The sequence below is a fragment of the Streptomyces sp. NBC_01476 genome, assembly GCF_036227265.1.
In the GTDB taxonomy this organism is placed as follows: domain Bacteria; phylum Actinomycetota; class Actinomycetes; order Streptomycetales; family Streptomycetaceae; genus Actinacidiphila.
The window spans coordinates 6,544,750-6,559,197 of the sequence record NZ_CP109446.1 but is presented as its reverse complement, the minus strand read 5'-3'; the positions used below and the strand labels follow the sequence as shown (position 1 = coordinate 6,559,197).

Sequence of the window (14,448 nt, the reverse complement as noted above, 5' to 3'; positions counted from 1 at the left end):
GGGCGAGGAGGGCGAGGAGGCGGTTGGGGTGGACGCGCGGGGCGAGGCCATAGAGGTGCGGGCGGCACTGCTGCGGATGCGCGGGTCGGGGCTGCTGCCGGTGACCTTCGGCGGGCTGGTGGCGGGTGCGGGCGGCGCGGGCCAGCCGGCCGGTCATGGCGCCCGCAGGTTCCGGATCACCGAACTCTCCGGCGCCGCCACCGAGTCGCTGCGCGGCCTGGGCATCGCCACCGGCAACGGTCTGGGCGGGAAGACGCTGGCGATGGGCCGCCCCTTCGCGGTCACCGACTACGGTTCGGCGCGCAGCATCAGCCATGAGTACGACGCCGCGGTCGCCGTCGAGGGCCTGCGCTCGGTGCTCGCGGTCCCGGTGGTGGTGCACCGGCGGGTGCGCGGGGTGCTCTACGGGGCGCTGCGGCAGCCGTACGCGCTCGGCGACCGGGCGCTGACCGTGGCACTGGACGCGGCCCGCGAGCTGGAACAGGCGCTGGCGGTCCGCGACGAGGCGCACCGGCTGCTCTCCTTCGCGCAGGCTCCGCCGACCGCCGATCCGCGGGCCTGGGAGGAGGTCAGGGCGGCCCACACCGAACTGCGGGCGCTGGCGGTGCGCATCCCGGACCCGCGGCTGCGGCAGGAACTGCTGACCGCCTGCTCCCGGCTGGCCGCGGCGGGCAGCACGCCGCCCGGCGGCACCACCGCGGAGCGGGTCCTCCCGCCGGCCCAGCTGACCCCGCGGGAGCTGGACGTGCTCGCCACCGTCGCCTCCGGCGCCACCAACGCGGCAGCCGCCGCCAGGCTCCGGCTGCGGCCGGAGACGGTGAAGAGCTATCTGCGTTCGGCGATGCGGAAGCTGGGGGCGCACACCCGGCTGGAAGCGGTGGTGGCCGCCCGCCGGGCCGGGCTGCTGCCGTGACCCGCGGGCCGGGGGACACCTCGCCGGGCCGCCGGCCGCGCCGGGTGGACGCGTAAGGCGGAAGACGCCGCCGGGAGCCGAAAGGGTTGAGCCGGGGGTGGTGTGAGGAGAGGCACACCCCGGACGCCTGCGAAACGTTTGCGTTTCGATAAGGGCAGTCGTACGGTCAATCGAGTACGAAACCGTTTCGTTCTTCCTGCGGATCACCCGTCCCACACAGGAGTCCCACGCATGTCGACACAATCAGCCGCCGACGCGCACGTCGGCGAACCCGCCGCCGGTCCGTCGCTGGACAAGGACCTCCCCGGCGCCAGGGTGGAGAAGCCGAACCACCGCTGGTGGGTCCTCACCATCATCGCCATCGCCCAGCTCATGGTTGTCCTCGACGCGACCGTGGTGAACATCGCCCTGCCCTCCGCCCAGAAGGCGCTCGGCTTCAGCGACGGCAACCGCCAGTGGATCGTCACCGCGTACTCCCTCGCCTTCGGCAGCCTGCTGCTGCTCGGCGGACGGCTGGCCGACCTGGTCGGCCGCAAGATCGTCTTCCTGATCGGCGTGGTCGGCTTCGCCGGCGCCTCCGCACTGGCCGGCGCCGCCCAGAACTTCGAGGTGCTGGTCACCGGTCGCGCCCTGCAGGGCATGTTCGGCGCGCTGCTCGCACCGGCCGCCCTGTCGCTGCTCAACACGACCTTCACCGACGCCAAGGAACGCGCCAAGGCGTTCGGCATCTTCGGCGCCATCGGTGGCGCGGGCGGCGGTATCGGCCTGCTGCTCGGCGGCGTGCTCACCGAGCACCTGAGCTGGCGCTGGACCCTGTACGTGAACCTGGTCTTCGCCGTCATCGCCTTCCTCGGCGGCATGGCGCTGCTGCGCAAGGGCGCCCCCGCGGACCGGCCCAAGCTGGACGTCCCCGGCACCGTGCTGGTCACCGCCGGCCTGGTCGGCGTGGTCTACGGCTTCTCCAACGCCGAGACCCACGACTGGAGCTCCCCGCTGACCTGGGGCTTCCTGACGCTTGGCGCCGTGCTGCTGGCCGCCTTCACCTGGTGGCAGACCAGGGCGGAGCACCCGCTGCTGCCGCTGCGTGTCCTGCTCGACCGCAACCGCGGCGCGTCCTTCATCATGCTGGCGATCTCCGGTGCGGGCATGTTCGGCGTGTTCCTCTTCCTCACCTACTACCTCCAGCTGTCGCTGCACTACACGCCGGTCAAGACCGGCCTGGCGTTCCTGCCGATGATCGGCGCGCTGATGGTCGCCGCACAGCTGGCCACCAACATGCTGCTGCCGAGGTTCGGGCCGCGGCCGATCGTGCCGCTCGGCATGGCGCTGGCGGCCGGCGGCATGGCCTGGCTCACCGCCCTTGACCTGGGCAGCACCTACGCGGCGAACGTACTGCCGCCGCTGATCGTCACCGGTGTGGGCATCGGCCTGGCGCTGCCGCCCGCGATGAGCGTGGCCACCTCCGGTATCGCCCCGCGGGACGCCGGCGTGGCCTCGGCCGCGGTCAACACCATGCAGCAGGTGGGCGGTTCGATCGGTACCGCACTGCTGAACACGCTGGCGGCGAGCGCCGCGGCCAGCTACCTCGTGGGCAAGAAGCTGTCCGCGCCGGTGGTCGCCCAGTCTCAGCTGCACAGCTACTCCACCGCCTACTGGTGGTCGGCCGGCCTCTTCGCGGTCGGCGCGGTCCTGGCACTGCTGATGTTCACCAACGGCCGCATCAAGGAGGACCCGGAAGGCGTGCAGACCGTCCACATGTAGTGCGTGAGCCGCCCCAAACCCCCCGGCGACGCTTCTGAGCGGAGAGCAGCCGGGGACGGGGGGCGGGCCACCGGGTCATCGTGGGGACGGGACACCCGGTAGCCACTTCGCCCCCCTGTACAGCCGCCCCGCCGGTGCACGACCCCCGTGTGCACCGGCGGGGCGGCCGTCTGTGTGCTCCCCGCACACCGCTCTCCTGCCCCCGATCCGCGCGGGTCTGCACGCCGGACGCCGGGCATGCGGGTGCATTTGGCGGGCCCGCGCCGCCGGGTTCCGCGCCCGCGGGGGCCGGGCGCGGCAGGCTGCTGGGCGATCCCCCTCCCCCCACGGAAGGCCCGCCCATGAAGTACCTGCCCTCACGTTCCCGGCCCTGCCCCCGGCCGCGCGCACGGCTGCGCGCCCTGGCCCGTGTCCCCGGCTGCCTCGCGCTCACCTGCGGGCTGCTGCTGGTGGCGGCGGACGGTTCGAGCGCGTTTCCGGTGCCCCCGCTGGGCGCTGTGCCGCGCGTGCCCACTCCCGGCATCCGGCCCCTGCCGGCACCGCCCGGGGCGGACGACCGCGGCGGCACCTCCCTCCACGGCTCGGTGGCCCCGGTCGACACCGAGGTCGCCCGCGACCAGAACGGCGACTTCACGCTCACCGTCGTCAACACTGGAAGCGCCACCGCCCAGGACGTACAGGTGCTGATGGAGCGGAGCGACGAGGGCAACACCGTGGGCGCGTCCGACGGGCGGTGCCTGGGCCGGGTGAACACCGCGTCGCCGGCCGATCTGTGGTGCGACCTCGGCGATGTGGCGCCGCTGGAGAGCGTGTCGGTGGACGTGCACGCCTTCATGTCCACCTGCGTACGGGCCGCCCCGGCGGCCACGTCGACGCCGCTGCACGCCGTGGCCTTCCGCTGGCGGGTCCGGTACACCGACAGCGGCCGCGCCCTGACGCTGAACGCCCCCACGCCGCGCTGGACATGCGGAACCAGCAGGCATCAGGCGGACCTTGACACCGATCCGGCGGCCCGGCGACCCTGAAGCACAGGACCTCGCACCGCCCGTGCACGACCGCCGGCGCCCTCCGGCCACCCCCGCCCGGTCGTCAACAGCCATCACGGACCCGGTAGTCCACGAGAGGCCGCCATGCCGCCCGACAGCACCGACGCAGCGCTCTTCGGTTCCGCCTTCGCCGTACCGGAGGACTGGAGTGCCCGGCTGATCCCGGATCTCGGCGGCAGGCTGGCGGTCATCACCGGCGGCAACACCGGGCTGGGCCTGGCGACCGCGCGGGAGCTGGCCAGGGCCGGGGCGGACGTGGTGCTGGCGGTGCGCAGCACCGGGCGCGGGGCCGCGGCGGCGGCCGACATCCGGCAGGCGGCGCCGCGCTCCCGGGTGGACGTCCACCGGCTGGACCTGGCGGATCTGGGGTCGGTGGGGGACTTCGCCGACCGGTTCCTGGACGAGTACCCGGCGCTGGACCTGCTGATCAACAACGCCGGGGTGATGGCGACGTCGCGGCAGACCACGGCGGACGGTTTCGAGCTGCAGTTCGGGGTCAATCACCTCGGGCACTTCGCGCTGACCGGGCGACTGCTGCCGGCGCTGGCGGCGGCGACGGCGGCGCGGGTGGTGACGGTGAGCAGCGCGCTGCACGCGGTGGGGCGGCTGGACTTCCGCGATCTGCAGTCGCGGCGGCACTACCGGCGGCTGCGGGCGTACGGCACGTCGAAGCTGGCGAACCTGCTCTTCACAGGGGAGCTGGACCGGCGGGCCCAGGCGGCGGGGCTGGCGCTGCGGGCGTACGCGGTCAATCCCGGTTACGCGGCGACGTCGCTGCTCACCGCGGGGCGCCCGGGGGTGCTGCGGCCCCTGCTCGCCCTGCCCAACGCGCTGCTCGCGGTCGGGCCCCGCACGGGTGCGCTCCCGACGCTCTGCGCGGCGACCCTCCCCGGGCTCCCGGGGGCCACGTATCTGGCCCCCCGCCACCTCTCGGGCCTCCGCGGCACCCCCGCGGTCCTCCCCCCTTCCCCCCACGCCCGCCACCGCCCCACCGCCACCCGCCTCTGGGAGATCTCCCAGTCCCTCACCACCACCCACTACGACTTCCCCACCCCCGCGCGCCTCCCCTGACCCGCCCCCACCGCCTCCCGCGGTCCGCCGCGGCGGCGGGAAGCCGGACGGCGCGGCCCGGCGGTGCCAACCGCACGCGGGGGCCGGGGCCGGGAGGGCACACCACGCCCCCGCACGGCGAGCCGCCCCCGCCACGGGCCCGGGACCTCATTCCGCCGCGGCGGCGGGAAGCGAGACGGCGCAGCCCGGCGGTGCCAACCGCACGCGCGCCCCGGGCCGGTGAGGCCCTCGGGCCGCTGCTGGAGCGGGGCGAGTTCAGGGGCTGACGGCCACCGCCCTCATGAAGGTGTAGAGAAACGTGCCGTCCCCCTCCGCCGTGCGGCGCAGTTCGGCGACGCCCCGGTCGAAATCGGCGGCGGTGGTGAGCCCGGCGGCCACCGCCGCCTCCCGGACGGCGGCGACCATCGCGGTGAACGTCTGCCGGGTGAAGCCCTCGACCAGCGCCGGCCGGGTCCGGTCCGCGTACACCGTCAAGGGATCGACGGTCACCGCGGAGAAGCCGGCGGCGGTCAGCAGCGGACCGAGCCGCCGGCCGATCAGTGCGTCGCCGCCGGCCGCCGCCTGGAGGCGGACCTGGTGCCGTACCACCGCCCGGGCGTACGCGCCCGCCGGGTGGAAGAAGGCCGAGCCGTGGTCGCCCTCGATCACGGTGACGGTGCCGCCGGGCCGCAGCACCCGGCGCAGTTCGGCCAACGCCCTTGCGGGGTGCGGCAGATGCTCCAGTACGAAGCAGACGAAGGCATGGTCGAAGGCCCCGTCCGCGAACGGCAGCCGGCCCACGTCCGCCCGCAGCCACCCCACCGGGTGGTCCGCCGCCGGGGTGCGGGCCCTGGCGACCGCGAGCGACTCCGCGTCCAGGTCGACGGCCACGATCCGCGCGCCCGGGCCGGCCGCCGTCAGGTGCGCGGTCTGCGCGCCCACCCCGCAGCCCGCTTCCAGCACGGTGCTGCCGGCCGGCCAGGACATGCCGCGGTGCAGCAGCGCGGCGAGTGTGACCGCCTGGCCGGTGAGCCGGCGGGTCTCCCGGTCCGAGTAACCGTGGACGTAGCCGGGTACGTGGTCAACTGCGGTGCCTGGCACGGGATGGAGTACGTGGTCGGTGGTCACACGGCGAGCCTCGCCGGAGAACGGTCCGGTGGACAGGTCCAAAGACGACGCGGCCGACAGGTCCACAACGGACCCGGACGTCGGCGCGGACTTCCTGCAACTGCGGTCCGCCGAAGCGCCGTTGGGCGGGCTGGCCGGCTGGCTGACGGCCCGGCTCCGCTCGGCCATCGCCGAAGGACGGCTGCCGGTCGGCAGCCGTCTGCCACCGTCCCGGCAGCTGGCCGCCGAACTCCGGGTCTCCCGGGGCGTGGTGACCGAGGCGTACCGGCGGCTCGCGGAGGACGGCCATGTGGCGGGGCGCGGGCGCGGCGGCACCGTCGTACTCGCCGCACCCGAGGCGGCGGCCGGCGGTGGCGGGGAGCAACACGCTGACCGCGCCCGGCCGTTCACCGCGTTCCCGCCCGGGCCGGAGGTCTTCGACACGCTGCGGGCCGCGCCTTCCCGGGTGGACCTCTCCCCCGGCGTGCCCGACCTGAGTGCCTTCCCCAGGGCCGCCTGGCTGCGGGCCGAGCGCGCTGTGCTGGCCGGGCTGGCCGCGGGCGGCTTCGGGTACGGCGACCCGCGGGGCGCGTACGAGCTGCGGCGGGCGGTGGCGGCCTGGCTGGCCCGCTTCCGGGGTGTCGCCGCCGACCCGGACGAGGTGGTGATCGTGGCCGGCACCGCGCAGGCGCTCACGCTGCTGGCCCGGGTGCTGGCGGCCCACGGCGTACGCGAGGTGGCCGTCGAGGACCCCGGCTCGCTCGGCGTCCGCCAGCACCTGCGGCATGTGCTGCCCGCGACGCCGCCGGTCCCGGTGGACGCCGAGGGCATCCGGGTCGACGCCCTGCGGGCCACCGGGGCGCGCGCGGTGCTGCTGACCCCGGCGCACCAGTTCCCCACCGGGGTGGTGCTCAGCGGGCCGCGGCGGCGGCAGCTGATGGCGTGGGCGGAGGAGGGCGGGCTCGTCATCGAAGACGACTACGACGCGGAGCACCGCTACGACCGGCCCCCGGTGGCCGCGCTGCGGGCGGCGCTGCCGGGGCGGGTCTGCTACGCGGGCAGCGTCTCGAAGGTGCTGGCGCCCGCGCTGCGGCTCGGGTGGGTGCTGGCTCCGGCGCCGTACCACGACGCCCTGGTGGCGGAGAAACGGTTCACCGACCTGGGCAACGCGGTGCTCGCGCAGCTGGTGCTGGCCCGGCTGATGGAGTCGGGCGTGCTGGAGGCGCAGCTGCGGCTGCTGCGGCGGCGGCACCGGTCGCGCCGGGACGCGATGACGGCGGCGATCCGTAGGTACCTGCCGGGGGCGGTGGTGCACGGCGCGGCTGCCGGGCTGCATCTGACGGTCACCTTCGCCGAGGACTCCGTCTCGGACCTGGCACTGTCGGCCGCGTCACTCGATCGGGGGGTGAAGGTGCAGCCGCTCTCCTGGCACCGGCAGCTGCCGGGGGGGCCGGGGCTGGTGCTCGGTTACGCCGCCAACAGCCCGGATGTGCTCGCTTCGGCGGTCGCCGAGGTGGGTGCGGCCCGGTCGGAGCTCCTGAGCGCGGGGCGCTCCGCGCCGTCCACCGGCTGAGCACGCCGTACGCGTCGCCCGCCCGCCGCGTTACGGTTGCCCCATGCAGGTAAGCCAGCACCAGCCGCCCCCCGGCGAGCCGACCACCGGCAAACCTCCCACCCCCACGGCCCCCACGCCTGTGGCCCCCAGCACGGCGACCCCCGCCGCCTCCCCGACGGGCGAACGCCACGCCGACGACCGGGCCACCGCTGGCCCCACGCCCGCGGCCCCCAGCAGCGCGACCCCCGGCGAAGCCGGCACCACCACCACGGCCGGCGGCACGCCCGCGACCCCCACCCGCCACCTGATCAGCGCGGCCACCACCGGGACACCGGCCGGGCCCACGCCCACGGCCCCCAGCACGGCGACCCCCGCAGCGACCCCCGCTGACGAGGTGCCCGCGACCCACGACCGCACCCCGACGGGCGCAACGTCCGCCCACCACCTGATCAGCGCGACCACCGCCGCCGCGGCCGGCACCGTGCCCCTCGCCGACGACGGGGCCACCCCCACGCCCACGCCCAGCGGCACGCCCGCGACCCCCACCCACCACCTGCTCGGCGCGACCACCACCACGGCGCCCGCAGGGACCCCCGCTGACGAGGTGTCCGCTGTCCCCGCCGGAGGCGAAGCCGTGTTGGGCCGGGGGTCGGAAGAGGCGGTGCCGGCGCGGGGTGGGGTGCTGTATGTGCCGGTGAAGCAAGGGCCCGCCGGGGCCGTGGTGCGGCTGTGGCGGACGCCGTTCGGGACCAGGACGGCGGTCGCCTTCACCAGTGACCAGCGGCTGCGGTCCGTGCTCGGGCCGACGCAGCCGTGGATCCGGCTCTCCGAGGCCGCGCTGCGGCGGATGGCCGAGCCGCTGGGTGCCCCGCATCTGACCGTCGACCCGGTGCTCACCGCCCGGCCGCCGGCCTCCTGGTCCGAGCCCGCGCCGGCCGAGCCGTGCGGGCACGTCCCGCAGAAGCAGCAGCGCGCCGGCACCGCCCCGTAAAGCCCCCCGTAAAGCACCCTGGTCAGTCGGCCGGCTGCACATCACCCACCATCTGGGCCGACACCTCCCCGCGCCCGGCGAGGTCGCCCGGCGGAATACCGGGATGGTGGCGGCCTCCGTCCGGCAGGCCCGCGGGGCCGGCCGGGGCTCCGTCGCCGAGCGCGAGGCGGGAGACGATGCGGTAGCGGTCACCGCGGTAGACGGAGTGCACGTACTCGACCGGCCGTCCGGTGTCGTCCCTGGTGAGGCGTTCGAAGAGCAGCGCAGGGGAGAGGACGGGGACACCGATCAGCCGGGCCTCCTCCTCGTTGGTGACGGTCGGCTCGATCGACTGGACCGCCTCGTGGACCCGCACCCCATGGCGGTCGCGCAGCAGGTCGTAGAAGTCACCGGACTCCATGTCGGCCGGGCGCAGTCCGCGGACCAGGCCGGCCGGCACGTGCAGGTACTCGATGGCCATCGGCTCACCGTCGACCAGCCGGAGCCGGGCGATGTAGGTGATCTCGGCGGCCGGCGAGATCCGCAGCTTGCGGCCGACGCGGGCGCCGGCCTGGACCGTGGTGAGTTCCAGCACCTGGCTGGCCCAACTGCCGGACGCCTGCGGCAGGCGGTGGGTGCTGGCGTCCGGCACCAGCTCCTGGGTGATCTTGGCGCGGGCCACGAACATGCCGCGGCCGTGCTCGCGCACCAGCAGCCCGGTGGTGACCAGTTCGTCGACCGCGGAGCGCAACGTCGGCCGGGAGACGCCGAGTTGGTCGCAGAGGGTGCGCTCGGACGGGATCGCGTCGCCGGGGTCGCGTGACTCCACGAGCTCCATCAGGTGGTCGCGGACCCGTTCGCGTTTCAGCGCCGAGCGCACCGGCTCCCTGCCCATGACATGTGTCCCTTTCCGCTGCCGTGCCGTCCAGCCGAGGTTAACCACAAGTTGACCAGTACGCCAGTGCCGTCGGCGCCGCTCCCGGCGGAAGAACCGCACGGTCACAGCGGCCAACCGACGTATACGAGCGGGAACATGACCCGACGCACACCCTTGACGCCCTCACTGGTCTATGCCACTTTCTCTCACCAGAACCAGACCAGTCAGTGAAGTGGTAAGTTCCGCCGCTCCCTCCGAGGTGACTTCTCCGTGAGATCCAGACTCTTCCCCGGCGCCGCCGCACTCGCCCTCGCCGCCTGCCTGACCGGCCTCACCGCCTGCGGTTCGTCCGGCTCCTCCGACGACGGCGCCGGTGACGGCGCCGACGCCGCCAAACCGGCCGGACTCACCGTGTGGATCATGCGCGACAGCGTGTCCGACGCCTTCCTCAGCCGCTTCAGGACCGACTTCGAAGCCACCCACAAGGGCACCACCCTGGACATCCAGATCCAGGAGTGGGACGGCATCGGCCAGAAGATCACCAGCGCGCTCGCCAGCAAGGACGCCCCCGATGTGATGGAGGTCGGCAACACCCAGGTCGCCCAGTACGCGGCCAGCGGCGGGGTGAAGGACCTCACCGGCAAGGTCGCCGATCTGGAGGGCGCCGACTGGATACCCGGCCTCGCCGAGCCGGGGAAGATCGACGGCAAGCAGTACGGCATCCCCTGGTACGCCGCCAACCGGGTGGTGATCTACAACAAGGACCTCTTCGCGAAGGCCGGCATCACCACCCCGCCGAAGACCAGGGACGAGTGGATCGCGGACACCACCAAGCTCAACACCGGTGGCGACGACGGCATTTACCTGACCGGTCAGACCTGGTACGCGCTGGCCGGCTTCATCTGGGACGAGGGCGGCGACCTGGCGGTCAAGGGCGCCGACGGCAGCTGGAAGGGCACGCTGGACACCCCGCAGGCCAAGGCGGGCATGGCCTTCTACAAACAGCTGCAGGCACTCGGCAAGGGCCCCAAGGACTCCGACGAGGCGAAGCCGCCGCAGGCGGACGTCTTCGCCAAAGGCAGGAGCGCGCAGATCATCTCGGTGCCCGGCGGCGCGGACGCGATCACCAAGGCCAATCCGGCGATGAAGGGGAAGATCGGCTTCTTCCCGATCCCCGGCAAGTCCGCCGACAAACCGGGCGCGGTCTTCACCGGCGGCTCCGACCTGGTGATCCCCGAGGCGTCCCGGCACCAGGCGCAGGCGTACGAAGTGGTCAGGGCCCTGGCCGGCGCCACGTGGCAGACCGACATGGCCAAGACCATGAGCTACGTGCCCAACCGCACCTCGCTCGCCGGGGTGCTGGCCGGCAACCCGGGCGCCTCGGTGATGGCGGTCGGCGCGGCCAACGGTCATGCCACCCCCAACTCCCCCAACTGGGCCGCCGTCGAGGCCAACAACCCGATCAAGCAGTACATGACGCAGGTGCTGACCGGCGCCGATCCGGACGCCGCGGCGAAGACCGCGTCGGACGCGATCACCAAGGCCCTCAACACCGCCTCCTGACCGCTCCACACCCCGGGCCACCGCCACCTCACCGTCCGCCTGAACCCGCAGGAGACCGCCGTGCTCACCGCTCCTTCCGCCGCCCCTCAGGTGGCCGCAACCGATCCGCCCGCGGCGCGGCCACGGCGGCGCGGGCGCCGGATCGCCGCCGCGGCCTGGCCGTATCTGCTGGTCGCGCCGACCGTGCTGGGCGCGGCTTTCCTGCTGGGCTATCCGCTGGTCCGCAACACCGTGATGTCCTTCCAGCACTTCGGACTGGGCGAGCTGATCCGGGGCGGCGCGAGCTTGGCGGGCTTCGCCAACTACCGCGAGGTGCTGGGCGATCCGGAGTTCTGGACGGTGGTGCGGCGGACCCTGTGGTGGACCGCGCTGAACGTGGCGCTGATCATGGTGCTGGGCACGCTGATCTCGCTGATGCTGATCCGGCTCGGCCGGCGGATGCGGCTGGCGGTGATGACGGCGCTGGTGCTGACCTGGGCCACCCCGGTGATCGCGGCGACCACCATCTTCCAGTGGCTCTTCCAGTCCCGTTTCGGAGTGGTCAACTGGCTGCTGGTGAAGCTGGGTTTCACGTCCTTCCGGGACTACACCTGGTTCGCGCACGGCGGCTCCACCTTCGGCATCCTGGTCGCCCTGGTGGTGTGGCAGTCGGTGCCGTTCGCCGCGCTGACCCTCTACGGCGGGCTCACCACCATCCCGGCCGAGCTGTACGAGTCGGCGCGGATCGACGGCGCGGGCGCCCTGCAGACCTTCCGGCTGGTGACCTTCCCGATGCTGCGGCCGCTCTTCGCGCTGATCACCTCGCTCGAAGTGATCTGGTGCTTCAAGTGCTTCACCCAGATCTGGGTGATCGGCCAGGGCGGCCCCGACGGCGCGACCACCACGCTGCCGGTCTACGCCTTCCAGATCGCGCAGTCACTGCACAAGTACGACCTGGGTTCCGCGGTCTCCACGCTGACCGTGCTGATCCTGCTCGGGGCGCTGGTGTTCAACCTGCGCCGGATGTTCCGCCAGGAGGGCGCCCTGTGACCACCGGAACCGTACGTCCTCCGGTCCGCCGGCGGACCACCGGCAGGGCGCTGCGGCGGCTGCCGCTGAACCTGGCGGCGCTGCTCACCCTGGCGGTCACCGCCTTCCCGGTCTACTGGATGCTGATCACGGCGCTGAAGCCGACCTCCGACATCCAGGCCGACAACCCGTCGTTCCTGCCGCTGCACCCCACGCTCGCGCACTTCCGTACCGCGGTGGACGCCGACGGCTTCGGGACCTTCTGGCGCAACAGTCTCACCGTCACGCTCGGCGCGGTGCTGATGTCCCTGGTGGTGGCGCTGCTGGCGGCCTTCGCGGTGGGGCGGATGCGGTGGCGGGGGCGCCGGGCCTTCATCCTGCTGGTCTTCACCGCCCAGATGGCGCCCTGGGAGGCGCTGCTGATCCCGGTGTACGTGATCGCCCGGGACGTCGACCTGCTCGACAGCCTGTCGATGCTCACCCTGATCTACTTCATGACCACGCTGCCCTTCACCATCGTGACGCTGCGCGGCTTCCTCGCCGCGATCCCGGTGGAACTCGAGGAGGCCGCGCAGGTCGACGGGTGCACCCGGCCGCAGGCGTTCCGCCGGGTGACCTTCCCGCTGCTGGCGCCCGGGCTGCTGTCCACCTCGCTCTTCGGCTTCATCACCGCCTGGAACGAGTTCGCCTTCGCCAACACGCTGATCATCAAGAACCAGGACGCCCGCACCCTGCCGGTCTGGCTCTCCTCGTTCAGCAATGTCTTCGGCACCGACTGGGGCGCCACGATGGCCGCCTCCACGCTCTTCATGCTGCCGGTCCTGGTGGTCTTCCTGCTGCTGCAGAACCGGGTCACCTCCGGCATGACCGCGGGCGCCGTCAAGGGCTGACGCTCACCGCTCGTACCGGCCGTACTGCCCGTACCGGCCTGCCGTCCGCCACTGCCCGGCGCCACCGCTCCGTGTCGCATGCCCCCGCCCGCCGCTCCCCCGGCATCTGGAGACCACCGCTGTGATCATTCCGCACCCCACCCATCTGGCCCGGCTGCCCGGCCGGTTCACCTTCGACGAGAACACGACGGTACGGGCCGACGGCGACGCCATGGCGGCGGCCAAGCTGCTGCGGACGCTGCTCGCCCCGGCCACCGGGCTGCCGCTGCGGCCCTCCCCGGCCGGCACCGTGGTGCTCACCGTCGACCCGCAGCTCGGCGGTCTCGGCGCCGAGGGGTACGGGCTGACCGTCGGCCCCGACGCGGTGCTGCTGCGCGCCGCCCGGCCCGAGGGGCTGCTGCACGGGGTGCAGACGATCCGCCAACTGCTGCCCCCCGAAGCACTGTCACGGCGGCCGGTGGCGGGGGTGCCGTGGCGGATGCCCTGTGTGCAGATCACCGACGTGCCGCGGTTCGGCTGGCGCGGCGTGATGATCGATGTCGCCCGGCGCTTCCAGCCGGTCTCCTTCCTGCGGCGGCTGGTGGACCTGCTGGCCCTGCACAAGCTCAATGTGCTGCATCTGCACCTCACCGACGACCAGGGCTGGCGGATGCCGGTGGCGGCGTATCCGCGGCTCACCGGGGTCGGCGGGTCCCGGGCCCGGTCGATGCTGGGCCGGGCCGGCAGCGGCCGGTTCGACTCCCGGCCGCACGCTGGCGCTTACACCACGGCGGAACTGCGCTCGCTGGTGGCCTACGCGGCCGAGCGGGGGATCACCGTGGTGCCGGAGATCGAGATGCCGGGGCACGCCCGGGCGGCGCTGGCGGCGTACCCGGAGCTGGGCAACGTCCCCGGGCGGCAGCTGGACGTGTGGACCGAGTGGGGCGTGTGCGAGACGGTGTTCGGCGTCCACGACGAGGTGCTGGACTTCTGCCGGACGGTGCTCGGCGAGGTGCTTGACGTCTTCCCCTCGCCGTATGTGCACGTGGGCGGCGACGAGTGCCCGGTGATCGAGTGGGAGACCAGCCCGCGGGCGCTGGCCCGCACCGCGGAGTTGGGGCTCGCGGCGCCGAAGTTGCTGCGCGGCTGGTTCCTCGGCCGGATCGGGGAGTTCCTGCTGGACGCCGGGCGCCGGCCGCTGTGCTGGGCGGAGGACGGCGGCACGCTGCCGCCGGAGTTCACCGTGATGCCGTGGCGGGACGCCGATCACGGGCTGGCGGCTGCCCGGCGCGGCCACCAGGTGGTCATGGCGCCGCACCGCTCGACGTATCTGGACTATCCGCAGTCGGACGACCCCGGCGAACCGCTCGGCCAGGCCGGGGCGGTGGTCGATCTGCACGCCGTGCACCACAGTGAGCCGGCGCCGCCGTCCTGGGAGCCGGCTGCCACCGCCCGGGTGCTCGGTACGCAGGCGCAGCTGTGGACCGAGTTCGCCCGCACTCCCGGCCAGATCGAGTACCTGGCGTTCCCCCGGCTGTGCGCGCTCGCCGACCGGGCCTGGAACCCGGCGAGCGACTGGGCCACCGACTTCCTTCCCGCTCTCCGGCACCACGAGGACCGCCTCGCGGTGCTGGGCGTCCGCCACCGGGCCACCGCGCAGCCGCGCACCGGCTCCCTTCCCCGCACCACCTCGCACTGACATCCCCGCCAAAACCCCACTGTCGAAAGG

The 14,448-nt window shown here is 73.8% G+C and carries 12 protein-coding genes; 10 read left to right on the top strand and 2 right to left on the bottom strand.

Features of this window, described 5'->3' with window-relative positions:
- Positions 1–76 precede the first annotated feature (76 nt).
- From OG552_RS28650 to OG552_RS28635, 4 genes are all read left to right on the top strand, one after another.
- Entirely contained in the window at positions 77–913 is an 837-nt protein-coding gene (locus OG552_RS28650) for a helix-turn-helix transcriptional regulator (protein ID WP_329141225.1), read from the top strand.
- 231 nt (positions 914–1,144) lie between these two features.
- Complete coding sequence (locus tag OG552_RS28645; protein ID WP_329137782.1) at positions 1,145–2,674, top strand: MFS transporter; 1,530 nt, start codon at positions 1,145–1,147, stop codon at positions 2,672–2,674.
- A gap of 341 nt (positions 2,675–3,015) precedes the next feature.
- On the top strand, positions 3,016–3,699 hold the full coding sequence (locus OG552_RS28640) for a hypothetical protein (protein ID WP_329137780.1): 684 nt from the start codon (positions 3,016–3,018) through the stop codon (positions 3,697–3,699).
- Positions 3,700–3,804: 105 nt separating this feature from the next.
- The gene (locus tag OG552_RS28635) at positions 3,805–4,791 is read left to right on the top strand and encodes an oxidoreductase (protein ID WP_329137778.1); all 987 of its coding nucleotides are present in this window, start codon (positions 3,805–3,807) and stop codon (positions 4,789–4,791) included.
- A 255-nt stretch (positions 4,792–5,046) separates the two neighbouring features.
- Here the strand turns inward: OG552_RS28635 and OG552_RS28630 are convergent, their stop codons facing one another.
- A complete protein-coding gene (locus tag OG552_RS28630; protein WP_329137776.1) occupies positions 5,047–5,898 on the bottom strand; it encodes a methyltransferase domain-containing protein in 852 nt (283 codons plus the stop codon).
- A 28-nt stretch (positions 5,899–5,926) separates the two neighbouring features.
- Between OG552_RS28630 and pdxR the strand changes: the two genes are divergently transcribed.
- Together pdxR and OG552_RS28620 are read left to right on the top strand one after the other, a co-directional pair.
- Positions 5,927–7,450, top strand: coding sequence for a MocR-like pyridoxine biosynthesis transcription factor PdxR (gene pdxR, locus OG552_RS28625; RefSeq protein ID WP_329137774.1), 1,524 nt, complete (start codon positions 5,927–5,929; stop codon positions 7,448–7,450).
- Positions 7,451–7,493: 43 nt separating this feature from the next.
- Positions 7,494–8,423, top strand: a complete 930-nt coding sequence (locus tag OG552_RS28620; protein WP_329137773.1) for an SAV_915 family protein — start codon at positions 7,494–7,496, stop codon at positions 8,421–8,423.
- Between the two features lie 22 nt (positions 8,424–8,445).
- On the opposite strand, the gene OG552_RS28615 is transcribed toward OG552_RS28620, so the two are convergent.
- Positions 8,446–9,297, bottom strand: coding sequence for a GntR family transcriptional regulator (locus OG552_RS28615; RefSeq protein ID WP_329137771.1), 852 nt, complete (start codon positions 9,295–9,297; stop codon positions 8,446–8,448).
- A 252-nt stretch (positions 9,298–9,549) separates the two neighbouring features.
- On the opposite strand from OG552_RS28615, the gene OG552_RS28610 reads away from it, so the two are divergent.
- From OG552_RS28610 to OG552_RS28595, 4 genes are all read left to right on the top strand, one after another.
- A complete protein-coding gene (locus OG552_RS28610) occupies positions 9,550–10,842 on the top strand; it encodes an extracellular solute-binding protein (RefSeq protein ID WP_329137769.1) in 1,293 nt (430 codons plus the stop codon).
- 60 nt (positions 10,843–10,902) lie between these two features.
- A complete protein-coding gene (locus OG552_RS28605) occupies positions 10,903–11,871 on the top strand; it encodes a carbohydrate ABC transporter permease (protein ID WP_443071061.1) in 969 nt (322 codons plus the stop codon).
- Positions 11,868–12,740, top strand: a complete 873-nt coding sequence (locus OG552_RS28600; protein WP_443071059.1) for a carbohydrate ABC transporter permease — start codon at positions 11,868–11,870, stop codon at positions 12,738–12,740. The genes OG552_RS28605 and OG552_RS28600 overlap by 4 nt, the downstream gene beginning before the upstream one ends.
- Before the next feature lie 121 nt (positions 12,741–12,861).
- Positions 12,862–14,418, top strand: coding sequence for a beta-N-acetylhexosaminidase (locus OG552_RS28595; protein ID WP_329137768.1), 1,557 nt, complete (start codon positions 12,862–12,864; stop codon positions 14,416–14,418).
- The last annotated feature ends 30 nt before the right edge of the window (positions 14,419–14,448 follow it).